The organism is Bdellovibrio sp. ZFWA1, from assembly GCF_056175665.1.
Genome location: NZ_JBJKJH010000002.1, coordinates 275,300 through 301,836, shown reverse-complemented (window position 1 = coordinate 301,836; position 26,537 = coordinate 275,300). Strand labels below are relative to the sequence as shown.

Below are 26,537 nucleotides of genomic sequence, written 5' to 3'. Positions count from 1 at the left end.
TCAGAACGAAACAGTTTTATAGCGAACTCCTCGCATCGATCTTTAGAGTCCAGATTGTGATTCCGATAAATTCTCTATATGAAAATTCACATTCATTTTTTGTTATTTTCGTTTTTGCTTTTGGCTTCGAATTCACATGCTTCAAGCCGCTATTTAACCTATCAGGGGCGAATCCTTGATTCGAATTTAGCACCGCTAGAATATGAAGCCACTCAATTCAAATTTGAAATTGTATCCCCTGATGGGACCTGCGTTTTATATAAAGAGACAACAACCCCTAAGGACATGCGCAACTCGAACGGAATCTTCGACGTTTCGATTGGTGATGGCACTGTGGATCCCGGCGTCGCATCTGATGTTAACATTGAAACAGTCTTCAAAAATGGCCGAACATTTAATTGCTTAGCCGGCGGCGTCTACAATGCCTTAGATGGCCATAATCGCAAGCTACGCGTAAGCTTCCGCGATTCTATCGGATGGAAAATGATCACTCCCGATCAAGAAATACGCAGCGTGCCCTATGCTTCCTATGCGCAGAATGCAGCTTCCGCACAAAAACTAGGGAATTCTAGCGAAGCAGATTTTTTGAAATTATCCACCGTTCCTTTTTGTGCAGCAGGAAGCTTTTTAACTCATGTCTCTCCGACGGGCACCTTCGTCTGCGACACCCCCATCATAAACTCAGGAACGATTGGCGGCTCTACGGTCGTCAATACCACCGGTTACATTCAAACCAGTGCGGGACTCCGACTTTATTCGGGTTCGAATTTTATCGAGTTCAAAGCCCCAGCTAGTATTCCGTCAAGCTACGTCTTGCGCTGGCCATCATCAGCAGGCGCTGCGGGGCAAGCCTTGGTCACTGATGGTGCAGGGAATCTAAGTTGGACCGCAGTCTCTTCAAGTTGGTCTTCCCTTAGCGGCACCCCAACCAGTTTAGCTGGCTATGGTATTACCGATGCTCTTTCCAATGCCCTTGCTGATAGCCAAATTCTGATTGGCAGCTCGTCAAATATTGCAACCCCCACAAGCGTTTCAGGGGACGCCACGCTTTCGAATACAGGAGTCCTAACCCTGTCTAGCTCTGGGGCCTCTGCGGGAACGTATTCAAAAGTGACGGTTGATACGAAAGGCCGAGTGACTTTGGGGGCAAACCTTAGTGCCTCCGATATCACAACAGCTTTGGGATTCACTCCAATCAATAAGGCTGGCGATATTCTGACAGGCTCGCTAGGGCTTGGAAACTACACAAACACCACCGAGGTCACTTTAATTTCAGGTTGGGGCGCTGGGGACAAAGGTAAAACTTGGTTCAATACTTCAACAAACCAAGTTAAATACTGGGATGGCTCCTCTGCTATTGCTTTGGGCGTCTCAGGTATTGGATTAAATTCTTTAAACGGCCAAACCGGCACTTCTCAAAATTTTGCGATCGGCTCTACAGGAACAGCGCCTGCTTTTTCTTCCGGGTCGAATACTCACACTCTTAACATTCCGATGGCTTCCAATGCTGGTGTCACTGCAGGCCTTCTTAGCAAAACAGATTATGATAGTTTCAACTCAAAACTAGGCTCCGCTTCAACTTTTAGCGGCGACGTCAGTGGCACTTCAGCTACAATGTCAGTTGATAAAATCAAAGGCTCCCCGCTTGTCTTAACAACTCCTGCATCAGGTCAGTATTTAAAATTTGATGGCACAAATTGGATCAACTCCATTTTGTCTGTGAACCTTGCAAGTGACGTCACCGGCACTTTAGCTGTCGCTAATGGGGGCACCGGGGCCACGTCGTTGGGCTCGGGCAATATTTTGATCGGCTCGGGAACAGGCGCTGTTAGTTCACTCAATTCGGGAATGATTGGGAATGTGGTCTACTCGACCGGAGCCTCGTCATGGGCTAGCGGTACTCCCGAAACTGCCGGGCTTGTTGACAAATCCTCTACGCAAACTATCTCGGGAGCAAAAGCCTTCAGTAACTATGTTCAAATGAATGCACAAAATGAAGTGCGTTTTGCTGATGCAGATTCTTCTAACTTTGTATCTATTCGAGCCCCGGCAAACGTAGGAACTAACCTTGCTTTAACTTTACCAAGTACGGCCGGCACCTCTGGGCAGATTCTTTCAACCGATGGAACAGGCGTTCTTAGTTGGACAACGCCAAGCTCAGGGATTTCAGGATCTGGAACCACTAACAAAATTCCAATGTTCACGGGTGCATCCGCATTAGGGGATTCTCCGTTGAGTGTGTCTTCCACCAATGTAGGAATCGGAACTAACAGTCCGAGCTGGCCTTTGGACATTCAAAGCTCATCCGCCTTTCAAGCCCGCCTCTACCATGCTTCTGAAAATGCTTCTGATGGTTCGGCTTTAATGATGACTCGCACTCGCGGCACTGTTGCCTCTGCAGCCGCAGTGCAGTCAGGGGATACAATTGGCGGATTTTATTTTCGTGCCCATGATGGTTCAAGCACCGGAACGACCTCCGCAGCTATAGAAGTGAGCGCCTCGCAAGCGCACTCCACTTCAGCGCGAGGCACCATCATGACTTTTGAAACAGCCTCTACTGGAGCTACAACTCGATCCGAGCGAATGCGCATCACCTCTAATGGCAATGTGGGAATCGGAGTAACGAGTGCTCCCGACCTGTTAACGGTAGGATCGACAAGTGTTGCAAACAACCAACTATTGGTTCAATCAGCCAGCCCAGGCGTCCCTTCATTGAAGCTTCAAAACAGCTTTAACTATTTATGGATGGGTCTAAACAGTTCGGGATCTACTTCAAACGGAATTCCCACAAACAATGCGGGTTTTGCGGTCGGAAATATCGCTATGGTCTTCGCAACTGGCGCAACGGCAACAGAAAGAATGAGGATTACAAATGTCGGTAACGTTGGCATTGGCACAACGACACCCGCTACAACTTTAGACCTTAAGGCCACAGCTACGACAGGTGGCACGAACATGGTCACAACAACGACTCCGGTGCTAACCCTGAACAAAGCGGCCGCAGGGGACTCATCCGCAATCCGATTTAGTAATAACGGCACAATTACATGGGCTCTTGGGGATCAATACGGAAGCTCTTTTCAACTATGGAATGCAAACACATCGAGCTACAATTGGACAATTCTAAATAATGGCAATATGGGAGTTGGGGTTGCAACACCGACTGCAAATCTGCACGTGAAAGGTGCGATCAATGACTCGCAAATGAGCATAGCAAACACATCTTATGTAGGCCATGTCACTATTCCGACAAATGCGAACGGATTGATTTTATCGGGCGGAACTAAATACACCGCAGGGAATTGGATTGCCGACAGCACATCCTCCGGCGTAATCACGGTTTCATCAAACGGCCTGTTATTTTTTACTAGCTCTGGAAACACGATCGGAAATACTCAGGTAAATAATGTCAGAATGGGGATCAGCCCCAACGGACAAGTCAGTATTGGCTCTGCGGCTGGCACAGGCTGGACAAATAGTAGCCAACTCACTATCGGAGACCATTCTAGTAATAGCTCGGTCATCGCCTTCCGTCGCCCCGCAGCCACGGCAAATCTAGATATCTATACAAATTATGAAGGCAGCGATGCGGGTAAATATTTTGGCTATGGTTTTCAACCAAGCACTGGAATGTTTAGATTCTGGGATAGCGCCGCCGGAGCTCGCATGGACTTTACAAATTCCAGCGGAAATATGTGGATTGCCGGAACATATTCCAATGGATCCGATGCACGCTTAAAAAAAGATATTAAGCAAATTCCCGATGCACTTAATAAAATACTACGCATAAATGGTGTCACATATCACTGGCGTTCCGGCGTGAATAATGATCCTAGTGAACAAATCGGGGTTATCGCTCAACAAGTCGAAAAGGTGTTTCCTCAAGCCGTCAAAGAAAGTCAGAATGGATTTAAATCAGTCACTTATGGCAACCTGATTGCTCCAATAATTGAGTCCATAAAAGAGCTCTACCAAAAAATGTTAACCAACGATCAAGAACTAGAGAAAAAACTCGCCGAGGCTACGCAAGAAAACGAAACCCTGAAAATGCAAATTCACGATCTCGATTTACGCATGAAAAAAATGGAAGAGCGTCTCGAACTGAAACACTAAATAGCCGAACGCCCTTCATACTATAAAAACTCTCGATTAAATATGATTAAAACTACAGTCTGTAGCTAAATATTCCGAATCTTTCTATAGTGGAGCATTCTGTTTTTTTGAAAATTTATTCTTTATACAGGCACATTAGGATCTATTTGTTCTTAGGTCTTATTTCTTTTTTGAACAATGCCTGTAGCTTGGATGCCAATCTTAAAAACTTAGGTTTAAAGTCTGATCTTAGTTTACCTAGCCAATCTAGCATTCATGAATTTGGGGTTAACGGAGAACTTAAACTAAGTGGCTCGAACAAAGTAAATATGAATCCCCGCCTAATCAATATCCTATCGGATGGAAAAATCATTTTAGGACAGATTTACGAAACCAATATTTCCGATTATTCTATGCCGCTTCTTTATAGAATGAACCCCAATGGCACCATTGATACTTCATATGGAAGCAATGGTTATGTCGAACTTCCCGATATTGTTCATTGGGGAATCAGAGACATGGCTTCAAACTCCGACGGAACCTACTTATTACTTTCAAAAAGCACTTTAGAGGGCTTTAAAGTTTTAAGGCTCTTACCCAATGGAACCACCGATACAAGTTTCGGTACAAATGGTGTATATGAATTTCACGAATCTGGCGGAACAATATATGGACGCAAAATTGCATTGACCAGCAACGGAAGTGTCTTGGTCGCAGCTTATCGTTATAGCTCCACGACTTACAAATCACACACAATACTTATCAATAATAACGGAACACTAAATTCATCACACGGCGTTGCCGGCATCAAAGAGTACCCAAACGGCGGCTCGGCTGAAGATCCAAAAGACTTGCTTTACATTTCCGACAGTGAAATCTATCTTTTAAATCACGTTACGGCCTCTGATCGCGTGGTCTTAAGGAAACTAGATATTTCTGGAGTCGAGGACGTAGGCTTTTCTACCACCCCCCTTCCCGCTACAAATATCGATACTATTCGATGGATCCGTCTTAAAAAGATCAATAATCGTTTGGTTGTATTTGGCAACTATGCAACTGCTGGAGGCTCAAACCAGGTTGATAAAGGACTGACTATTGTTTGCCTCACAAATGGAAACCCCGACACCACATTCAATACAACTGGCACCTTACTGTATACACATGCATCCATTAGTTACGGCGTTTTAGACGTTCAAGGCATTACCGACTCCGGATCAAATTTGGATTTCCAAATCGCCTACACCGAAACTCAACGGCAGGCATTTCCGAATGACCACCTAAGAACGTTTAATAAAATATATATTGGCCAATACAACTCGAATGGATCTTTAGACTCCACCTATGGAACTGCGGGCGTACAATCGAGAACAGATACAAATAACTTTAGATTTCTGCGTTTTCAATCTGATAATTCTTTACTCGCCACAGGTCAGGGCACCGGATTAGAGCCTATTTACTATTCAGCTTTAACGAAAAAATTTACCAACACATTGAGCTCGGATACAAGTTTTGGCGCGGGTGGCACTTTGGAAACTATCTATTCCAATGCAACAAAAAATGGAACTCCAAAGACACAAGCTAAACTAGGTGCCGACCATTTTCTATATTCTGGGCGCTTTGATGACCGAGAAGCAAAAATCTTTGTGGTAAAAACAGACAAAACAGGAATGATACAAACTCAATTTGGAGACGGTGGATATATTCGTGATGCGTTTAGCAATGGCTACGAAACTTTAAAAAATATAAAATCATTGTCAAGTGGATCCATTATGGTTTGTGGGGAGTCCACCGGATCAAAACTCTCAATTGCCAAATTTGCGAGTGATGGATCTAGGGATCTAAGCTTCGGAAGTGGTGGGGTATACACCGAAACCATCACCAACATAAGCACGGCATCCCCCTGGTTCTGCGGATTCAATGATGACGGAACTTCGATAGGTATTCTTGCAACAAATGATAATGTCGTGACCGTAAGAATTCTTGCCAATGGGACCAGAGATATGGCCTTTGGAACTTCTGGGATAAATGTTATAACTATTCCCCCCGGGACTCTTTTCGATCTTATAAGTTTTGATCAAAGCTCAGACGAACGCACCGTCGTTGCAGGCATATCCTACGATGGATCGATGAATGCTGCCCAATTTTTACTGATGATCTCTTCCTCAGGGTATGTGGACACTAGCTTTAGTGGCGATGGTTATGTTGAACTTCGCATAGATAACGACTCGGACCATTCCACGATGGGTTTAGAGTTTTCCCCTGATGGCAAATTGTATACGGTCTTCGATGCTTACGAAATGCCCTCTTGGGACAATATCGTAGTCATCAATCGATATAATGTCGATGGCAGTTTGGATACTTCATTTGGATCCGGCAGCGGATATATTCAATCCACAACCGATTTTCATATAGATACAAATATGTGGGGCGGTGATGCACTTACTATAGACTCAAGCGGAAATATTTATATTTTGGGATTGGATTATTCCCTAAATCTTACAATGAAATCCTGGAAATCAAATGGCTCTGACAATACCGATTTTGGCTTGGCAGGAAATAAACTGTGCAACTTTCCAATCGATAGCCAATATCGAAGCCTCAATAATGTTCTATGGGATTCAAATGATAGTTCTTTTAAAATTCTTAGCAACTCGATCCATAGAATTAATATGTCTGGCTCGATGTTTTAAGTTACCCCAAGAATGAAAGCCTTCCTCAAGTCTTACGAGGCTCGGCTGATAGGCCACGTCTGAAAGTGATTCATCAACATTATACTTCAATAATTACCCTCAAGATCCCTTATACTAATCCCGAGATGAAATTCATGTTATATAGGTACGTTCAAAGCAATTGGATTGTCTCTCGATTGGCCGCCTCAGTCGTTGGCCTATTCGTGGCTTTTGCATTCAATACGGCTGGAGCATCAAATAAGCATCTCACCTACCAAGGTCGAATTTTAGATACTTTAGGTCAGCCCCTCGAGTACCAGTACACGCAATTTATTTTTGAAATCGTCAGCCCTGATGGCACCTGTGTACTTTATAAAGAAACCACCTCCCCTATTGATCTAAGAAACTCTAATGGTGTGTTCGATGTATCGATTGGAAACCACACTGTAGATTCCGGTGTCGCCTCGGGCATCACTATTGAAACTGTGTTTCAAAATGAGAAAACATTTACTTGTATTGGCGGCGGCTCCTATAACGCAGTCAACGGCCACAACCGTAAATTGCGGGTCAGCTTTAAAGATGCCGTCGGATGGCGCCTTATCACTCCCGATCAAGAGATTCGCGGAGTTCCTTACGCAACCTATGCTCAGAACTCTGCGACGGCATTACGTTTAGGGACGTCAAGTGAATCGGACTTTTTAAAAATTGCCAATGTCCCCATTTGTGCCCCTGGCAGCTTCTTACGTCATATTTCGCCAGCAGGGACTTTTGTTTGCGAGACACCATCTGTTCCAGCTACCAATGTCGTAGGTGATATCTCTGGAAATGCGTCAGGATTTACGGGAAGCTTAAGCGGCGATGTCTCGGGTTCTCAAAGCTCAACTTCGGTTAATAAAATCAAGGGCGTTCCGGTAGATCTTGCTGGGGCCTCTGATGGGAAAATTTTAAAATATCAAGCTGGAAATTTCGTACTTGCGGACGAAACCATCACTTCGGTCTCTGGCAATGATATTACATCAGGTACGATTGGTGGCTCCACCAGTATCAATACTTCGGGCTTAATACAAACCAGTAATGGCTACCGCATCTATCAAGGTGCAAACTACGTCGAACTAAAAGCTCCTGCTTCGTTGGCTGGAAGCTATAGCCTGCGCCTTCCTACCGCTACTGGAAGTGCGGGCCAAGCATTGAAGACCGATGCCTCGGGCAATCTTTATTGGGACAATGACCTTGGGATCACGGGCAATATCCTTGCTTCGCAAATGAACTTCACCGGTACCAACTCGGCGACGAGTACTTTGGTTGTTAAAGATGCTTCTGGTAAGTTCACAGATTTTGCCTGCGCAACTGCAGGACATATCGCAACGTGGACTGTCACCGGCTGGAGCTGCCAAGCGGCGCCAACTGGCGCAGACAATCTAGGAAATCATACGGCATCTCAGAATGTTCGACTAAACTCTAAATACCTTTCAAACGATGGAGACAACGAAGGACTTGCGATCGACAACCAGGGCAATGTCAGTGTCAGCCGATTACGAACTAGCAGCATCGAAGTCGACAGCGATTTTAACACTGGCTTTACAAGTTTGGATGATCAAATCGATTTTTTCGTGGGCGGCGCTAACAAATTAAGACTTTGGAGTGGTGCCCTTGATACGAACACCACAAATACTTTTTCATTAAGATTTGCTCCGGGAACAGCGGCCGCACCTTCTTATTCTTTTACTGGTCAAAGTAACACCGGTCTATTTCCCGCAGCCACCAACGTGATTGGATTTTCCACCAACGGTGCTGAAAAAATGCGCCTTGATGAAAATGGAAACGTTGGTATTGGAACCTCGTCTCCATCAGCGAAATTAGAGGTCAACGGCCTTATTCACTCGACACTTGGGGGAATAAAATTCCCAGATGGCACTGTACAAACAACGGCAGCAAGTGGTGGTGGCGGTGGAACGAATGGCTTTGGATCATGGACATCGGGTTACAGCTTAGGAACTATTTATCAAGCATCAACTGATGGACTCGTGATTGCTCGGATGTATGGATCGAGTCATGGTGGTCTTCGTGGGTTTACCGATTCTAACTCAAACCCAACCACCGAAAGGCTTACAAATTTTAGCTACGCAGGAGCCGGCGGAAATTCAAGTATCACGATGCCAGTGAAAGCCGGTGACTATTGGAAAGTGATCTCTGATTACTCGGTAAATACATCAAGCATATACTGGGTTCCAGTGAGCTCTGGTGGGAATTCAGTTTGGCAGTTAAATGCTGGAAAGTTAACTTACAACGGAGGCAACGTTGGACTTGGTACCGCCAATCCTACTGAAGTCCTAGAGGTTGTGGGAAATATAAAAGGGACACAACTTTGTATTGGCAGTGACTGTCGATCTTCGTGGCCCGCAGCGGGAGCTGGAACAGTTACCAGTGTCTCTTCATCGAATGCTTATCTATCAGTGGCAACAGGAACCTCGACCCCAACTATCACTGCCAACGTTGGGACTTCCGCAAACACTCTGGCTGCGGGGAATGATTCTCGTTTTAGTGATTCACGAACGCCGACGGGCTCGGCTGGCGGAGACCTTTCTGGAACTTACCCGAATCCAACCGTCGCAAAAATTCGGGGCTTTAATGTGGCTTCAACAACGCCTCTTGACGGCCAAGTTTACAAATATGTTTCTGCGAATTCGCAATTTGAACCCGTTCACTTCGGAATCGATGACCTGCGAACTGCAATAGGAACAAATCAATTTGCTGCCGGAGCGTGCAGCGCCAACCAAACTTTGAACTGGTCCGCGATCACCGACGCCTTTAGTTGCGCAAACATTTCCGGCCTTGATGCGGCAGCAGTTAGCTCTGGCACTATCAATTCTGCCCGCCTTCCAGCCTCTGCGAACGCGTGGACGGTCAGTGGCTCTGATGTCTATAGATCTGTTGGCAATGTGGGACTTGGGATGACATCCCCAACTTACAAACTAGATATTGTTGGCACCGGCTGGAACGACAGTTCAATTCGTCTCCACCGCTATGGCGCCCACAACTCAAGCCCTGGCTTTGTCACCGTGAAAAATCGAGGCACCTCGGATACAAACTTTGCTGCAGTTCAAAATGGAGACGTTTTAGGAACTTACAGCTCGAGCGGTATTGTCGATGCTGCAGGAACTGAAGTCAGCGCTGGCCAAATCCAGCTAGTAACTGAAAGTAACTGGAGTACAGGAACCACTCCTGGCTCAATGCTTTTCAAAATTAATGATGGCAATGATACCTCTGTTATTACTGAACGAATGAGATTAACCTCAGTAGGACGACTTGGCTTAGGCACTTCGGCTCCTACGAACAAACTTCATGTCTATGACACAGTAAATACTCCGCTAAAACTTGAAGCGACAACATCAAATGTCTATATGAATTTTAATTCTAATAGCACATCACGTGGTTATTTTGGATACTACGTCGGCGGATCTAATGGTATGGCCATTACCAATGGCGCCGGCACGGTCGTCAACTTTTTAGTCACAGAGGCCGGCAAAGTTGGAATCGGAACTACTTCTCCAGCTGCGGCCCTTCACCTGAACCCAACAATAACTGGCGCTGGCCCAGCAAGTTCTGGCACAACTCCAAGTACAGGATTAGTGACCCGTCTTGCAAATAATGGCGGTGCTACGCTTGATCACGGTATGCTCACAAATGGAACTCAATGGCTGCAGGCCACCAATACATCAAATCAAACAACTGTTTATCCAATTGCCATAAACCCAAATGGAGGCGATGTTGGCATTGGCACAACGACGCCTGCTGCAGCGCTAGAAATTAAAAAGACCTTCGGAAATGGTGAACACATTCGTCTGACAGATACTTACGATGCCAATTCATTTGGCACAATCGGATATTCTCCGTACGGGAATAATCTTATTTTATCGTCAGGATCCTACTGGAACGGAAGCGACTGGCAAGCCACTCAAACCGGGGCATCGCATTTGGCAATCTCACCGTCGGGATTTTCTTTTAAAAAATCTGCTGGATTGTCTGTCGGCGGCACTGACCCTCTGACAAACTTTATGATCGTCGGTGGAATCAATAACCGGGTCGACATATATCCTCAACTAACAACAGATGAGGGTGGAGAAATTGCACTATTAGCAGCAGGCAACACTGGTTCGACAAATAACTTTGTAATAGACAACTACCGAGACCGCCTAAGATTCATAGCTGCGGGCACAGAGCATATGGCGTTAACAAGCGCTGGTTCTTTAGGTATTGGGACATCGACACCTTCCTACAAACTCCACGTCAATGGAAGCGTCGCTGGAACTTCTGCATATAACAACTTATCTGACATTCGCCTAAAAAAAGGAATTCAGCGCATTCCTGCGTCGCTTGCGAAAATCGAACAAATCGATGGTGTCAGCTACGACTGGCGCAATGATGAATTTCCTCAATACGAACTGAGCCACCGCAAAGAGATCGGCGTGATTGCACAGACAGTTGAAAAAGTCTTCCCTGAAGCCGTCAGCGTCGATAAAAACACCGGCATTAAATCAGTGGCCTATTCGATGCTAATTGCACCGATTATCGAGGCGATCAAAGAGTTAAATAATAAAGTTAAAGCAAAAGCTGATTCATCTGAACTAAACGCCTTGAAAGAAAAGTCATCGGCTCTTGAAAAAGAAAATCGGCAATTAAAACAACAATTGTCTGATTTTGAATTGCGTTTGCAAAGATTAGAAAAAACTAAAACGACTAACCGCTGATTAAATAGCCGACCGCTGCAGAGGCCATCAACAGCACCAATGCTAGAGTTGATTTTAAAGCCATGCGCCGGTTTCCAAATAAGATGACAATTCCAATTTTAGAAAGCATCGATGCCAAAATAGACAACAACACAAGAAGCTGAAACTCACCCTCGCCAATCTCGGTCAGCGCCACTCGCTGACTACTGGCAATCAAAGAGCCGTGAACCTCGAATAGGGAAATTAAAAAGGTCAAAACTCTGACGCCGCTTTCGCCAAAAAACTGCTGCAAAATTTTTGACAGCGCTAGAATCAAAAAAATGACAGCTGTTAAATTGACAACTGCTTGATAATCTATAATGGTTTTTTGACGCTGAAGAACGATATGAGCCTTTTGCTTTGAAAACAAAAGACCAATCAGAAATAAACAAACAACAAAAGGCGCAACAATAATCCAATGTACATGCCTAATAATTTCAGCACCGCTTGCAAAGACTAATAAGACCGCCTCTAAAAGCATAGCGACGATCGATCCTAGCAAAGACACCAATAACAATGTCGTAGACACTTCGGAAGACGTTTTACTTGAGCGCGCTAATGAAAGCGTCGTTGCCGTGGAGGACATCAAACCACCAAAAAATCCCGACAACGCCATCCCCAACTTAGCGCCTAAAATCCTAGCCAAAATTACACTTATGATTTGCAATATCGAAAGTGCAAACACAACCCATGCAATTTTCGATGGCACCAACAATCCCCATGGATCCACGGCATGACTAGGTAAAATCCACATTGCCCCAACAAAAACAAGGAGCAGAAAAATACCTGCTCCTTGAGATGATTTGAAAAAATCGTCGAACTTTTTTTTCAAGGTAAGCCTTAAACTTCAACCATTTTAAAGCGAATACGCTTAGGTCCAGCGTCCTCACCCATCCGCTTTTTACGATCTTCTTCATACTCCGTGAAATTCCCTGGATAGAAGTAGATTGAAGAGTCACCTTCAAAGGCCATGATATGAGTACAGATACGATCCAAGAACCAGCGGTCGTGCGAAATCACAATCGCTGAACCACCAAAGTCCAATAGAGCTTCCTCCAGTGCACGCATCGTGTTCACATCAAGATCGTTCGTCGGCTCATCCAGAAGCAATAAGTTCGCACCTTGCTTTAAGATCTTCGCCATATTCACGCGGTTGCGCTCTCCGCCGGAAAGTGTTCCCACCTTCTTACTTTGATCAGCCCCCGTGAAGTTAAACCAAGATACATACTGACGAGCATTAATCTCGCGAGTACCTAACTGGATAACTTCGTTACCACCTGAAAGTTCGTCATAAACCGATTTGTTTGGATCTAATGTTTCACGAGTTTGATCGACATAAGCAATCTTCACCGTATCGCCAACTTTGAAAACTCCCGAATCCGGAGTTTCTTTGCCAGTAATCATTCGGAACAATGTCGACTTACCCACCCCGTTAGGACCGATCACACCAACGATAGCGCCCTTCGGAATAGTGAAGTTCACTTTATCCATCAAAAGCTTTTTACCGTAGGCTTTAGAAACATCTTGAGCCTCGATAACCACATCACCCAAACGAGGCCCTGGTGGAATATAGATAGACATCTCGGCGATCTTATCTGGAGTCGCTTCTTTAAGTAGGTTTTCGTAAGCTGAAATACGAGCCTTTGATTTAGCCTGGCGAGCTTTTGCTCCTTGGCGAATCCAATCCAATTCCTTCTCGAGTGTTTTATTGCGACGAGCTTGGTCTTTGGATTCTTGCGCCATACGCTTATCTTTTTGTTCAAGCCAAGACGTATAATTTCCCTTCCAAGGAATGCCCTCACCACGATCCAACTCTAGAATCCATCCTGCGACGTTATCTAAGAAATAACGATCGTGGGTAACAGCGATAACGGTCCCTGGGAACTTACCAAGATACTGTTCTAACCACTGAACTGATTCAGCATCCAAGTGGTTCGTGGGCTCGTCCAGCAATAAAATATCTGGATTTGACATAATCAAACGCGCCAAAGCGACACGGCGTTTTTCACCACCAGAAAGATTTGTCACTGGAAGATCGCCATCTGGACAGCGAAGAGCATCCATCACGATCTCAATTTTTTGATCAACGTCCCAAGCTCCAAGAGCTTCCAGTTTTTCTTGAATAGCCCCTTGCTTTTCAATCAGGTCGTTCATTACGTCTGGATCCAAATCAGGATCATTGAATTTATCATTGATCGCATTGTACTCTGCCATCAATTTAGGCAGCTCGCCCATGCCCGCAAAGATATTTTCTTTAACAGTCAGCTTATCATCCAACTGCGGCTCTTGTTCGAAGTATCCTACCTTCATCGTTTTTGACGGAAAGGCTTCCCCAAGAAAGTCTTTATCAAGACCTGCCATGATTCGAAGCAAAGTTGATTTACCAGATCCGTTCAGACCTAGAACACCGATTTTTGCTCCGTAAAAGTACGATAGATAAATATCTTTTAGTACATAACGATTAGGGGGATAGACTTTACTCACACCCTTCATTGTATAGATAATCTCTTGAGACATAATTCACTTCCTAAGTTGTGGAAAAGATTGTTTTAACACGATAAAAATCCTTGTCAAATGGACTTCCTTTGATGAAACTACGTTGCAGAATGAGCGACTTAGATAAAGCAACGACCCAAAATCCCCAAAACGAAGTGAAAACCTCGTCGGAATCACCGACGCCGGTTAAAAGCTTAAATAAAAAGTTGCTGTTCAATCATATCAACACGGACCTAAAATCTGCCCTCGATACCTGGGAAGTCCTTACCGAGCAAGTGACAACGAAAGTATCACGCGAGGAAGAGCAACTTCACGAAGTTAAAAAGCTTCTTCAAGATCTAAAAAAGAAACTCTCTGAATTCAGTGAATAAAAAATGACGCACCATCTGGGCGTCATTTTTTATTTAGATTCCTTCTTACTGCCACCTAAACACTGAGGCGAAACAAAGCCTGCTGTGGCCCCCATCGAATCCCACTCAGAAGGAGTCAAAGCCCTTTGAGTTAAAGCATGAAGACCACTTTTTAACTCCTCGGCAGCTGCCGAGTGAACCAACCTTTGCCTATCAACCCTACTTAAACCTTCAAATTTTGCCGAAACAATAAGCACCTTGAAGTGAGTTTCACTTCGTGGTCCCGAATGCATATGGCTTTCGTCTTCGATCACTAGATGAATCGGATCTAAATGATCATTTAAAAGATTTTGAAGCCTTTCGAATCGAGAGTTCATTTTTTTATAATTCCCCGCTTTTTAAGTTCGTGCTCGGCGTACATGATTCCCATCTTAGCCATCGCGAAAACACCTTTTTCCTCGAGCTTCTTTTCAACCTCTTTAGCTGTTTTTAAGCCCTTTGCAACCGCGAACTGAGCCAAAGGGTGCCCAACAGGAAGGCCCTGAAAATCTCCGTCCTTCTTCCACTGATCTACCACTTCGTCGGCTACTTCCATCACCTTGGGGGCCTTTAGGCGAATCAACTCGCTTCCGTAAAACTCTAAATGTGTTTTTTCAGGAGCCGCCTCTTCCTGAACAGGCTCTTCGTAGTTTGAAGAGTCATAAGGGTCAAACTGAGCTGACTGCGAAGCCGATTCTGAAGATGCATTTATAGTTGATTCCGAGTTTGATTCGACCACAGATTCAATGACAGATTCCGTCGCGTCCTCTTGCGGAACCTCGGGTTCTGGAGTCACGTGCTCGGGATCACGTCCCGGCCGACGCTTGGAAGTTGATGCATTTTTATTTTTTTTATAATCCTGAACCTTAGGCATTTATTTCCTCCTGAGGCAACCAGGCCTCTCCTAATAACTCGCGGGCCACAAAGTCATAGTCGGCCTTCACTGGCGACTTACCCGAAAACAAAGTTCTATCGCTGCGAACGGTATTTTTAACTTCAGCAGAATTGCGCACATATCCCTTCATTAAAAAACCTTCAAAGGAATCAATGCACTTTTGCAACAACTCGTGACTTGATTTTTCACGACCATCAAATTTAGTAAATAAAACACGAGGTTCAAATTCTAGATCAAAATCAGCCTTTATCGATTGAAGTTCGTCCAAGTTTTTAACCAATCCAATGTAGGAAAATTTATCTGGATTCACAGGCAATACGATTTCATCCGAGGCCACCGTCGTCGCCGTGTTAATGGCACTTAAAGCCGGAGCCGTATCGATGATCACCAAATCATAACGATGTCGAATCTTGTCTAACGGCGCTTTTACTGCCTGAGCCCAATTGCGACTGCCATTTAGTAACACTCTATCTAAAACCGAGTTGTTTAAGCTTGCGGGAATTAAATCGACATGCGGTTCAATAAATCGCACACATTCTTCAATGCTTTTCTTCTTTTCAACAATATCCACCCAAACAGGCAAAGATTCATCCTCGACCCCAAGAGCATAACTCAGATTTGCTTGTTGATCTAAATCGATAAACAAAACACGAGCCCCGTACATAGCCGCTCGAAGTCCCATGTTCAAAGCAGAGGTTGTCTTCGCGACGCCGCCCTTCAACATCTGAAAAGAGATTACCTTCTGCGGATACTTAAACCCCTTGCTTAATAAAAACTGCCGCGCTTCTTCGGGGGTGACCAAAGAATTTTCTAAATGCTGTGCCCCCATTGCTTTTAGCTGCTTGCGGACAACCGCCGGGGTCTCTGCAACCAGGGAAGCAAGATCACTCAAACTGACACAAAAATCTTGAACACTTTTCTGGGCCATTGGGACTCCTTTAGATATTTTTAGCCTAACATGCTTCTGGCGCTTGTAAACTAGTAGCCTCGAACGTCAAATAGCATTAAAATAAAAGCCTTATGAAGAGTCCTATCCTGTTTGAAAATGAGTCTTTTTTAATCGTCAATAAGCGCGAAGGCCTTAGCGTCCACAACCCCTTGCCCGGCGAGCCTTGCCTTTTGGACGAACTGCCCACGGGCTGTCACCTTGTACATCGCTTAGATAAAGAAACCTCGGGGGTCATTTTAGTTGCTAAAAATAGCTCGATCGCTTCGGAACTCATGGGCATTCTTGAAAACAAGAAGGTTCAAAAAGTCTATTCTGCCGTTTTAAGAGGCAAAATCCCCCCCTCTGACGGCTGGCAACAATGGAAATGGCCACTAACAGACAAAGGTGAAGGGCGCAAAAATCCCCAAGGAATGGCTAAAGATCGCAAAGAGGCTCTTACAATGTGGCAATGCAAGGCCAGCACGGACTATTTGGCTTTGGTCGACGCACAAATCATAACCGGCCGTCAGCACCAAATTCGCAAGCACTCTGCGCTGGCTGGGCATCCTATTGTTGGAGACCCCAGATACAACGATCAAAAGTACAACGCAAAAATGGCTCAAATCTATAAAACGGAGCGCATGTTTCTGCACGCTCGGCTATTAAACTTTGAGTGGAAACAACAAAATTGGAGCTTCACAGCCGATTTACCGGCCGAGTTTTTACAAGCTGTTCCAATGGAACAAAAATTTGTTTAATTGGTGATTTGTAAATTAAAATATGTTTTATAGGGGCATGCTTAAATTTCTACTTTTAGCTGCTGCATTTTTAATTACCAATGCAACCGAAGCAAGAGTTTTGGTCCGAGTTGGCGCCTATGACTTTCCCCCCTATTATAATTCGGAAGCCCGCAATATTCAGGATGCAAGTCTGCTGACCCTTTCTATGTACAGGCTAAATAGGCTTCAAGACCGTTATCTTTTTACCATCGTCCCCACCACGGCACCTCGGCGGGTTACGATGTTTAATGATTCCAAATTTGATATGATGCTGTTCGAAGATCCAAATTGGGGCTGGCAAAGAACCGATTTTCATTTTATTGCGCTTCCGATACAAGATGGAGAACTCATCGTTTTTCCAAAAAATAAAAATGAACAATCACTCAAAGCAATAGAGCAAAAAAAGCTTTTAATCGCTGGAGTGCAAGGCTTCCATTACCAGTTAGGAACCAACAAGAAAAGCAGCTTTCCTTTCGAGAAAAATCACGTTGCAGTGTATGGACCCGAATCCGTTTTACGCATGGTTGCAAGCTCCAGAGTCAGCATGGGGTTAATTCCTAAATCGTACTTTTTTATGCAAAAACAAAGGTCAGATATTTCAATCGAAAAAATATACGTTCAAGATAAACTTGATACCGAATACGATATGGGAATTATCGTAAACAAAAAAGCTCCCATCCCCCTCGGGGAAATGCAGCGCCTGGCAAGGATGCTTATTGAAGATCCTCAATTCAGCAAAACTTTAGAAAGTCTTAACATCATAAAAAAAGGCCATCAGTAATCTGATGGCCTTTTTGATTTTAAATTTTTCGCTCAAACTAGTTATTAAGACGAACGCGGAAACCACCAAAAGTCACCGTGTCAGAGAACTGATAGCCATTAGAAGCTTTTACAGTCTTTTTAGTTCTGATGATCAATTGTAGGTCTTGAGTCTTTTGTTTACTCTTCACGATCTTAAGTGATTGAACTTCTGAATTTGCCTGACCTAGGTAGTCTAATTTCGTCTGAAGTACAACATTGTAAGCATCATCAAGAAGAAGCATTTCAAAGTTTGAGTAACTTACCTCAACATCGATACCATTCAACGAGTACTTCTCTGAAGAAGGATTTGTATCCAACTCCCAAGCACCGTTATCACCACAACGAACCAAAGCAAGCTTTAATACTGGTTCTGCTTGATCAGCAGAGGAAAGATCCTGCTCTAAAGAGATACTAAGGATCTTCGAACCAGCAATACGTTGAGATGTCGTCTCTTTGGTTGCCGAACATGTTGCCACTGACCCATCTAAAATTTTAAATATTTGCACATCAGCCTGAGCCGTCGCAGTCAAAGCCAAACCTAAAACCAATGAACCTAAAGCTAATTTCATACTATCCCTCACTTAAAAAGATGGCCTTTTGTATGCTAATTTATTGTTTATCGCAAGTTCAGTCTCTGCGACCGGGTACGAATTATAGACCAGTCCATCATTTGGACACGCAGCTGCCCTTGCAAATACAAGTCGGTTTGATTGCTATAATAAGGGCTGAATATCACACCCGAATTCCCTGCCGGCAAAACTCCCCATGATTCCAATGGGTTCCCAAAATCCACCACTCTACGGGTAGAGGGGCCAGCGACAACATCAAAGCGCCCCTTACAGAACTTATGGCGTAAAGCATTAGGCACCATAAAAGAGCCCCCAACTTTATAGGGCCCCAAATTAAATAGTTTATCCAAAGGCTTAACCTTACCTAAGGGGTTTTCCAGAGTCCATTGATGCAGATTTCCCCACTGCCATTTACTAGGACCGCCATAGGTGTTTCGCATAAAACGAAGAGTATATTCAAACGCATTCTGCAAAATCTCTCCACGACGACCAGCCCACCATTCTGACTTCTCATCATCCAAAATCTTGTTCACAAAAATCCAGTAAGAATTGGTATCACAAAACTGCTCTAACTGTTTTTCAGACATCTTTTGAAGCAATACTTCCCGAGCGATGGCATCTAACCATTCAAAATAAAAACCAAGTCCGTTGTTTTGTGCACTGGCATCACCATTCCATGCCGAAAGAGTCTTTAAGACCTCCGGATCATTCACTTCGACTTCCTGAAGTAGGTTTTGCATTTTTTGCCGAGCGCCTTCTAACTCTTCGGTCATAAATAGTTTTTTATGTTCTTCAAGGTTCATCTTAGAAATCACGGACAACCTTTTGAATAGAGTTTCGTAACGCTCGCTTGAATCCCAATACCCCTTCACTTTTTTGTCATCAAAAGCCACCGGTGGTCGTTGATTCGCACTAAGGATAAATCCGTTTTTAGGGTTCACAATCCCTGGGTTCTGATCTTTAGGAAGATAGCCCGTATAAGGAGACTGTCCTGCACTTAACTCTATTGCTTGCCAATGATTACCGCTATGAAGCGGGAAGCGTCCAAAAATCTTCCAAGCAATATTCCCCTCTTTGTCAGCCCATGAAATATTCAAACCTGGTGCATTGCCCTTTGCCAAAGCTTTATGAAAATCTTCCAACTTCGAGACATGGTTCAGATCATAAAAACTTTCAACGACAAAATTATCATCCGAGAAAAAAGCCCAATGCAGAATAAAATTACGATCCGCCTTCAACACCTGATTCAAAACTGGCCCCCATTCGGTCACATGCACCGGGAAAGCTACAGTACTGGAGCCTTTTACTTTGATCTCTTCGTTAATTGTTGTGAAGGACTCAATATCTTTTTGTAAAACAAGATCCAAATCGTCGGCATTTGACATCGTCAAAGCCCAAGCCTTTTCTTGATTGTGCCCAATCAATGCAAAAGGAATCACCGGCACGAAATGCCCATACAACTCGAAGCCCGGTGACTTCAAATGCGCTTCATACCAAACCCCCGGATGAGAAAAACCAATATGAGGATCATTTGCCAGCATTGCTTTTCCCGAAGCCGATTTTTCAGGGGCAATCACCCAGCTTTGGCTTCCTTCCATATTTGGCAATAACCCCAAAGGATCGATGTCCTTTAATAGCGGCAAACGAAGCTGCGCCTGCATCGCTGGCGCAATCAAGGGACGATCATCGACCAGCTGACTGATCATCGCCGGGGACAACTTTCCCGAAATATCGGAAGCAATAGCATCTATGTAAAAAGCTTTGGTAAAGGAAAAGGCCATAGCTCCGCTAAATGCAAAAATATCGGCCAGTTCCATTTGTTCAGGTTGGGCTTTTAATAAAACCATTTCGATAGGACGAGGGCATTTTGCAAAACACTCGTTTACACCCGACAACCAGGCTTCCGCATCTGAAAGCAAATCTGGATTTAAAAGCGTCCGGTTCTTTGCCAGCCAAGCATCGGCCCAACGGCGAAAACCAATATTTCTTAAAGTTTTGTCAGTCTCGATCGTTGCCGTCCCAAACCATTCAGACAGCCGGCCAGAGGCCACACGCTTTTGCAGCTGCATTTGAAAAAAGCGATCTTGCGCAACCACATAACCATACGCGCGATAAAGATCTTTGCGATTTTGTGCCTCGATATGAGGAACTCCGTAGGTATCAAAATCCACGGTGACAGGCGCTGTTAGTCCACCTATTTGAAATTCACCCGAATACTGGGGTTTAAAGTGAAAATAAATATAAGCAATTGCAGAAATCGCTAACATTAAAGCAGAAACTAAAAAGACCGAAAGTTTTTTCATGAACCATTACCTAGGCCCCTTTGCAGGGGGGAGTTTCGAGTCCAATCCAGCTAAAAAGCTGGCGACTAAGTTATCCCGATCTTCGCCCACAACGGGACGAGATCCGAGGGGATATTCCTTATACAATTCTTTCGGTATCTCAAGCAGAAAACGACTTGGAACGACTGGTCGCACGACACCATTTTTTTTACGATACTGACATCGAGACATTACAAGCTTTTGTTTGGCCCGAGTCACGCCAACATAAAACAAGCGCCGCTCTTCATCGATATCCGATCCCAGGTTTTTATGAGGCAACAGGTCCTCTTCAAGTCCCGCCAAAATGACCACCGGAAACTCGAGACCTTTCGAAGCATGCAGAGTCATTAACTGAATACGATTTTGATCTTCCTCTTCATCGTTCAAATCATCTCGAAGCATCATGGCATCCACGAAGGATTTAAGAACTTCTCGGCTGTAAGCTCTTTTACCCATATAGGTGTCCAGAATTCTTCCCATGATCTCGACAACCATCCACTTCTTTTCAGCACTTGCGCCATCGGCTGCCGTCGAATAGACATAGTCCTTATAACCTAGGCCTTCAAAGACTTCGACCATCTTCTGACCGGGCCCGGAACCAACTCTAAAATCCAAAATCAAATCCGGAAGCTGCTCTAAAAACTTATTTAAATTATCCAGAGCTTCGCCGGCGGCATCATGCAAACCAGCTTCTCTCCAAATACGGCAGGCATCTAAAAAAGAATAACGTTTTTCTTTAGCAAAATCCGATAGCTTTTCGACAGAGGTGTCCCCGATACCACGATTTGGGACATTAATAATCCTGCGCATCGAAACTTCGTTCGGATTCAGGGCCTGCTTCAAATAAGCCATCAAATCTTTAACTTCCCGACGATCGAAAATCGAAGTGCCCCCCGTGATCGAGTACGGAATATTAGCGCGTCTTAACGAGCCCTCAATCAACCCCCCTTGGGTGTTCGATCGATATAAAACTGCAAAATCTTTGTATTTATAACCTTGTCTTAAGAAATGATTAACTTCAGTAACAACAAAGTCGCACTCATCTTCCTCGCGCTCTAAGACGAACATCTCGGGCACTTCGCCCGTCGTTTGTGCCGCTTCTGCCCGCAGAATTTTACCGTGGCGATTTTTATTTTTAGAAATAGCCGCATTTGCAATCGCCAGAATCTCGCTACTGGAACGATAATTTCGCTCGAGCTTGATAACTTCACAGTTTTTAAAGTCTTTAGGGAAATTTAAAATATTTTTTACTTCAGCACCTCGCCAGCCGTAAATCGACTGGTCGTCATCACCGACCACGGTGACATTTAAATGTCCCCGCACAAGTAGATGAATCAGTCCCATCTGAACTTTGTTGGTGTCTTGAAACTCATCCACCATGACCTGAGTAAACATCCCTTGGACTTTTTCTAAGATATCAGGGTTTTCTTTTAACAACTGGATGGGCTTGATCAGCAATCCCTCAAAGTCTACGACCCCTAGCACATCTAAGCGCTTGGTGAACTTAGGAAGCAGGTACTCTGCCATCTCATGATATTCATCTTGCGCCTCGTGCTTTAAGGCGTCTCCGGTTCGCAAGTCATTTATCATGTTAAGTAGTTTATCGACATCAAACTTATCTTTTGTGGAGTTTCTCACATCCTTTAAAAGATCCTTGATAATACCGTTGCAATCACTTTGATCGACAATTCCGAAATTAGGCGACAGACCTACGTGGCGATGAAACCGTCGCAATATTTGCAGCCCAAAAGAGTGAAAGGTCCCCGCCCAGAGACCTTTTCCTTGCGCACCTAGCTTGGCAGCGACTCGATGTTTGAGCTCTCGAGCCGCTTTATTTGTAAACGTGAGAACACATATTTCCTCAGCTTTTGCGACCCTTTCGGAAATAAGCCGCCCCGTCCGTGCTACTAGCACAGTGGTTTTACCACTACCAGCCCCTGCCAAAATTAGCATAGGGCCGTAATTATGCAAAACGGCTTTCGCTTGCTCGGGGTTAAGCCCCTTTAGCCACTGAGACATTTAAAAAAGTTCAGTTCAATATTAAGGACGATTATGAATCAAAGTGCGAACTTCATCCGAAAACACAACTTCGATTTTATCAGCAACAGCATCACGAACAAAGCCCAAACCAAATTTTGGGTGATTGATCTTAACACTTTTTGGAATCTTCGTTTTCATTGTGTAAGGAATTGTCTCGCAATCATTTTCCATCAACATCGTGTACTCGTTGTTGTGGCTTGAACGACGAGCATTTGCTGAAGCCGTTCTTTTTGCTGCCGCCGCCCCAGTTAAAGCTTTACCTGAAGCAGACTTCGCAGAGCCTTCTTTAGGCAAAGAGTAAGTCTTTTTACTTTTACAAATCTCGCACTCGATCTTCGCCGAAGTCGAAGTCGTGTGTGCAAGAACCACATGGTAGCGATCTGCATCGCACTTTTTGCAGAATGTAAAGATTGATTTTGCTACCGGTGGAAGCGTATGCATCGTCATATAATTTCCTTATGCTCTTTTTTGTTGGTACACGTTTAAAGACTCATCTAAATTTTTTTCCGAGATTTCACTGGCACTCAGATACCAAGGGCCTTCCCCGGACTCGATCTTCTTTTGAAACTCGAACATTGAGTTTTCATTTTTAGGATCAATTTGAAAACCTGCCGGCCCATATTTTTCAAGAAAAGCTAAATCCGGCTCACGAGAGAAAAACTTCTCCCAAACATCAGTGTTCACCTCGCAGCGGTAAGTCACTGTTTTGGCATGAGAGTGAACTGGCGCATAAGCACCGATTATTTCTAAGTGTCCAAAGTGCGAGTGCAGCTTTAAGGCCGCGCCTCCCCACTGAGTCATCCCTGTACACTGATCCACATTGGCATACCAAAGACCAAAGGCCTTCGATAAAAAGCCCAACCCGTAATACTGGTTTTCTTTTGATAACAAGGAATTTACTGAACACAAATTATGGGCAACCCACTCACCCTTGTGCATTGTCGGAATAATAATAAACAAAGATAAGGGGACCCACTCGAGTTCATCGATGGACTTCACAGGTTTTAAAACTGATGAGTTGTGAATCGGAGAAAGACTTGCAGGAAACTTTGCAGGATCTAGAGCCTCGCGAACCTCGGGCGGAAGACTTTGAGGCCTTGCTGCAAAACCCGCAACAAATCCAGGCAATACCGCACAGTCATAAAAAACCCATCGCGGCATCGCCATATTCGAAGGACCAAACGCTCGCTCTTCAATGGAGTAAATACGATCCGCAAACGCAAGTTCTTTAACATCGAGTGGATTTTTAAAAATTGGATCTTGTTGAAACCAATCACAATGGTGACGGCTTCCGGGTAATGAGATTTCGTTTTCAGGGCGAACAAAGACGTAAGGGCGAATATCAGGATTCTGAAGCCATCCGGCCTTGTCGAAAACAATGCTCATCTTCACCCACTTGCTTAGGAAAATTGGACTAAAAACACGAGAGCCCCAGTATAATCACACTTGCAGGGCTTTGTCACTCTTCGTGGGGCTTTATCGACGGAAAACTTGACCCACATGGGCCTGATCGGTGGGATAGATCACCAGCTCTTGAATATTTACGTGCGCCGGCCTTTGGATGCACCACGCAATTGTTTCAGCAACATCCTGAGCAGTCAGAGGGTTCATACCAGCGTAAACTTGATCAGCCTTTTGCTGATCCCCCAATCGAACCAAGGAAAACTCGGTGTTAACCATTCCGGGCTCGATATTGGTGACTCGAATCCCCGTCCCCAAGAGATCCATTCGAAGCCCCTCCGACAGAGCACGAACAGCGAACTTCGTCGCGCAGTAGACCGCCCCTCCTGGATAAGTCCAACGACCAGCCACGCTTCCTAGGTTCACGATGTGTCCCGTTTTTTTAGCGACCATATGACTTAACACGCCGCGAGTCATAGCCAGAAGGCCTTTGATATTCGTATCGATCATTAAATCCCAATCCTGGATCTTCGAATCTTGAACCTTATCGACGCCAGCAGCCAGTCCTGCATTATTAATAAGCACTTCCACTTTCGATAAAAGATCGGTCTCGCGCTTAAAAAACTCGTCAACGTCGTTTTTATTAGTCACATCCAAGGACACTGCAACAAACTCCTGAGGCGCGTATTTTTGACCGAGCTCTAAAGCCATGGCCTCAAGACGCTCTTTGCGCCGAGCCGTTAGAAGCAAAGAATATCCAGCTTCGGCCAAGACCGTCGCCGTCGCGGCTCCAATTCCTGAACTAGCCCCAGTAATTAATGCCCATTTTTGCTTCATAAAGACTCCTTCGCAAAAACACATCCTAACGCCAGTCCTCGAAGCTCGCAAATTCGAAATAGACAAGTTTGTAGGCCTTCAGTATAACGCACTCCATTGAATTCAATCTTAATCTAAGGGAGCCTCCAATGTGGTTGATGAAGTCCGAACCTGATGTCTTTTCGATTGATCAGCTAAAGTCTGATAAAACGACTTGGTGGACTGGAGTTCGAAATTATCAAGCGCGGAACTTTATGATGAATGAAATGAAGGTCGGCGATTTGGTTTTGTTTTATCACTCGAATGCCGAACCACCCGGAGTCGCTGGCATTGCTCGTGTTTCCAAACCCGCAGCTCCTGATACTTTACAGTTTGATAAAAAATCAGAATACTACGATCCCAAAGCCACTCGTGAAAAACCGATCTGGTTTTGTGTCGAAGTAGAGTATGTCGAAAAATTTAAAACCTATATCCCCCTGCAAACTCTGCGCGAAACAGAGTCCTTGGCCGATCTTTTAGTTTTAAAAAAAGGACAGAGACTGTCTATTCAGCCCGTAGACCCAAAACACTTCGCTATCATTAAAAAAATGGGAGCCAAGTAAATCTAATGAAACTTTTTTTGGCCCCGATGGAGGGAGTCACAGACTGGGTGCTTCGCGATCTTACCACTCAAATTGGTGGTATCGATCAGTGCGTGACCGAGTTCTTGCGAGTCACTGATAAACTTCACCCCGAAATTATTTTTTTTCGCAATTGTCCTGAACTGCGTACAGATTCAAAAACACGAGCCGGAACCCCCGTCTTCATTCAGCTTCTTGGTGGTCACGCCGAACCACTCGCCCTGAATGCGGAACGCGCAGTTAAACTTGGAGCCGCAGGTATCGACTTAAATTTCGGCTGCCCCGCAAAAACTGTAAACCGTCACGAAGGTGGCGCAGTCTTACTTAAAAACTGCGATCGCATTTTTGACATAGTAAAAACAGTACGCCAGGCGGTACCCGCACACATTCCCGTCACTGCTAAAATTCGTCTGGGTTTTGACAATCCTCAGTCTTGCATTGAAAACGCCAAAGCTATTGAAGAAGCTGGCGCAACCTGGCTGACTGTTCATTGCCGCACTAAAACTGATGGTTACAAGCCTCCGGCTTATTGGGAGTGGATGCCTAAAATACGCGAAGTCGTAAAACTGCCCTTGATTGCCAACGGCGAAATTTGGAGCGTGAAAGATTTTGTTCGCTGCCAAGAAGTCACGGGCTGCGACCAGTTCATGATGGGCCGAGGAATCATGTCGAATCCATATTTGTTTAAACAAATTAAGTCTCATCTGCACACACAGGACCACGGACAAAGCATCCCTGCCACCTGGAGAGAAAACCGCAAACTGGTTCCCGGCTTTTTCTTAGCGTCCACTGATTTTGTAAACGAATACTTCGCTGTCGCGCGAACCAAGCAATGGCTTAAAATGCTTTCGCTAAAAGATGCCGAAGCCAAAGTCGTTTTTGATGAGCTAAAGATTTTAACTAAACCCCATGACTTTCAAGCCGCGCTTGAACGCACATGCCAGTAATAAGGAGA

At 44.7% G+C, this 26,537-nt stretch carries 19 protein-coding genes; 8 read left to right on the top strand and 11 right to left on the bottom strand.

Annotated features, from left to right (window positions below):
* Positions 1-78 precede the first annotated feature (78 nt).
* The 3 genes from AC04MN_RS10925 to AC04MN_RS10915 all read left to right on the top strand — a co-directional run bounded on the left by AC04MN_RS10925 (position 79) and on the right by AC04MN_RS10915 (position 11,509).
* Positions 79-4,113: a tail fiber domain-containing protein gene (locus tag AC04MN_RS10925; RefSeq protein ID WP_475383245.1), complete on the top strand. Its 4,035-nt coding sequence runs from the start codon at positions 79-81 to the stop codon at positions 4,111-4,113.
* 188 nt (positions 4,114-4,301) lie between these two features.
* Positions 4,302-6,782 (top strand): NHL repeat-containing protein, encoded by a 2,481-nt coding sequence (locus AC04MN_RS10920; RefSeq protein ID WP_475383244.1) that lies wholly within the window; start codon positions 4,302-4,304, stop codon positions 6,780-6,782.
* Between the two features lie 125 nt (positions 6,783-6,907).
* Positions 6,908-11,509, top strand: coding sequence for a tail fiber domain-containing protein (locus AC04MN_RS10915; RefSeq protein ID WP_475383243.1), 4,602 nt, complete (start codon positions 6,908-6,910; stop codon positions 11,507-11,509).
* Here the strand turns inward: AC04MN_RS10915 and AC04MN_RS10910 are convergent.
* Positions 11,499-12,281, bottom strand: coding sequence for a DUF4010 domain-containing protein (locus AC04MN_RS10910; protein WP_475383242.1), 783 nt, complete (start codon positions 12,279-12,281; stop codon positions 11,499-11,501). The genes AC04MN_RS10915 and AC04MN_RS10910 overlap by 11 nt on opposite strands.
* 86 nt (positions 12,282-12,367) lie before the next feature.
* Positions 12,368-14,044: an energy-dependent translational throttle protein EttA gene (ettA, locus tag AC04MN_RS10905; RefSeq protein ID WP_475383241.1), complete on the bottom strand. Its 1,677-nt coding sequence runs from the start codon at positions 14,042-14,044 to the stop codon at positions 12,368-12,370.
* An 89-nt stretch (positions 14,045-14,133) separates the two neighbouring features.
* On the opposite strand from ettA, the gene AC04MN_RS10900 reads away from it, so the two are divergent.
* A complete protein-coding gene (locus AC04MN_RS10900; protein WP_475383240.1) occupies positions 14,134-14,394 on the top strand; it encodes a hypothetical protein in 261 nt (86 codons plus the stop codon).
* A gap of 29 nt (positions 14,395-14,423) precedes the next feature.
* Here the strand turns inward: AC04MN_RS10900 and AC04MN_RS10895 are convergent, their stop codons facing one another.
* Genes AC04MN_RS10895 through AC04MN_RS10885 form a run of 3 tightly spaced genes read right to left on the bottom strand, consistent with a single transcriptional unit; the run spans position 14,424 to position 16,235 of the window.
* The gene (locus AC04MN_RS10895) at positions 14,424-14,750 is read right to left on the bottom strand and encodes a BolA family protein (protein ID WP_475383239.1); all 327 of its coding nucleotides are present in this window, start codon (positions 14,748-14,750) and stop codon (positions 14,424-14,426) included.
* Positions 14,747-15,286 carry a hypothetical protein gene (locus tag AC04MN_RS10890; protein WP_475383238.1) on the bottom strand — a complete coding sequence of 180 codons (540 nt, stop codon included), beginning with the start codon at positions 15,284-15,286 and terminating at the stop codon, positions 14,747-14,749. The genes AC04MN_RS10895 and AC04MN_RS10890 overlap by 4 nt, the downstream gene beginning before the upstream one ends.
* A complete protein-coding gene (locus AC04MN_RS10885) occupies positions 15,279-16,235 on the bottom strand; it encodes a ParA family protein (protein WP_475383237.1) in 957 nt (318 codons plus the stop codon). Before AC04MN_RS10885 ends, AC04MN_RS10890 begins: the two co-directional genes overlap by 8 nt.
* Before the next feature lie 92 nt (positions 16,236-16,327).
* On the opposite strand from AC04MN_RS10885, the gene AC04MN_RS10880 reads away from it, so the two are divergent.
* A complete protein-coding gene (locus AC04MN_RS10880) occupies positions 16,328-16,993 on the top strand; it encodes an RluA family pseudouridine synthase (RefSeq protein ID WP_475383236.1) in 666 nt (221 codons plus the stop codon).
* 37 nt (positions 16,994-17,030) lie between these two features.
* Positions 17,031-17,795, top strand: a complete 765-nt coding sequence (locus AC04MN_RS10875) for a hypothetical protein (protein ID WP_475383235.1) — start codon at positions 17,031-17,033, stop codon at positions 17,793-17,795.
* A 37-nt stretch (positions 17,796-17,832) separates the two neighbouring features.
* Here AC04MN_RS10875 and AC04MN_RS10870 read toward each other — a convergent pair whose 3' ends face one another.
* The 6 genes from AC04MN_RS10870 to AC04MN_RS10845 form a co-directional block, all read right to left on the bottom strand.
* The gene (locus AC04MN_RS10870; protein WP_475383234.1) at positions 17,833-18,384 is read right to left on the bottom strand and encodes a hypothetical protein; all 552 of its coding nucleotides are present in this window, start codon (positions 18,382-18,384) and stop codon (positions 17,833-17,835) included.
* A 47-nt stretch (positions 18,385-18,431) separates the two neighbouring features.
* Positions 18,432-20,687: a penicillin acylase family protein gene (locus AC04MN_RS10865; RefSeq protein WP_475383233.1), complete on the bottom strand. Its 2,256-nt coding sequence runs from the start codon at positions 20,685-20,687 to the stop codon at positions 18,432-18,434.
* 6 nt (positions 20,688-20,693) lie between these two features.
* Positions 20,694-22,724, bottom strand: coding sequence for an ATP-dependent helicase (locus AC04MN_RS10860; RefSeq protein WP_475383232.1), 2,031 nt, complete (start codon positions 22,722-22,724; stop codon positions 20,694-20,696).
* A 21-nt stretch (positions 22,725-22,745) separates the two neighbouring features.
* Complete coding sequence (locus AC04MN_RS10855; protein WP_475383231.1) at positions 22,746-23,192, bottom strand: hypothetical protein; 447 nt, start codon at positions 23,190-23,192, stop codon at positions 22,746-22,748.
* A 9-nt stretch (positions 23,193-23,201) separates the two neighbouring features.
* The gene (locus AC04MN_RS10850; RefSeq protein ID WP_475383230.1) at positions 23,202-24,131 is read right to left on the bottom strand and encodes a hypothetical protein; all 930 of its coding nucleotides are present in this window, start codon (positions 24,129-24,131) and stop codon (positions 23,202-23,204) included.
* Between the two features lie 90 nt (positions 24,132-24,221).
* Entirely contained in the window at positions 24,222-24,983 is a 762-nt protein-coding gene (locus AC04MN_RS10845) for an SDR family NAD(P)-dependent oxidoreductase (protein ID WP_475383229.1), read from the bottom strand.
* 128 nt (positions 24,984-25,111) lie between these two features.
* On the opposite strand from AC04MN_RS10845, the gene AC04MN_RS10840 reads away from it, so the two are divergent.
* Both AC04MN_RS10840 and AC04MN_RS10835 read left to right on the top strand, forming a co-directional pair.
* Positions 25,112-25,564, top strand: a complete 453-nt coding sequence (locus AC04MN_RS10840; protein WP_475383228.1) for an EVE domain-containing protein — start codon at positions 25,112-25,114, stop codon at positions 25,562-25,564.
* A 5-nt stretch (positions 25,565-25,569) separates the two neighbouring features.
* Entirely contained in the window at positions 25,570-26,529 is a 960-nt protein-coding gene (locus tag AC04MN_RS10835) for a tRNA dihydrouridine synthase (RefSeq protein ID WP_475383227.1), read from the top strand.
* The last annotated feature ends 8 nt before the right edge of the window (positions 26,530-26,537 follow it).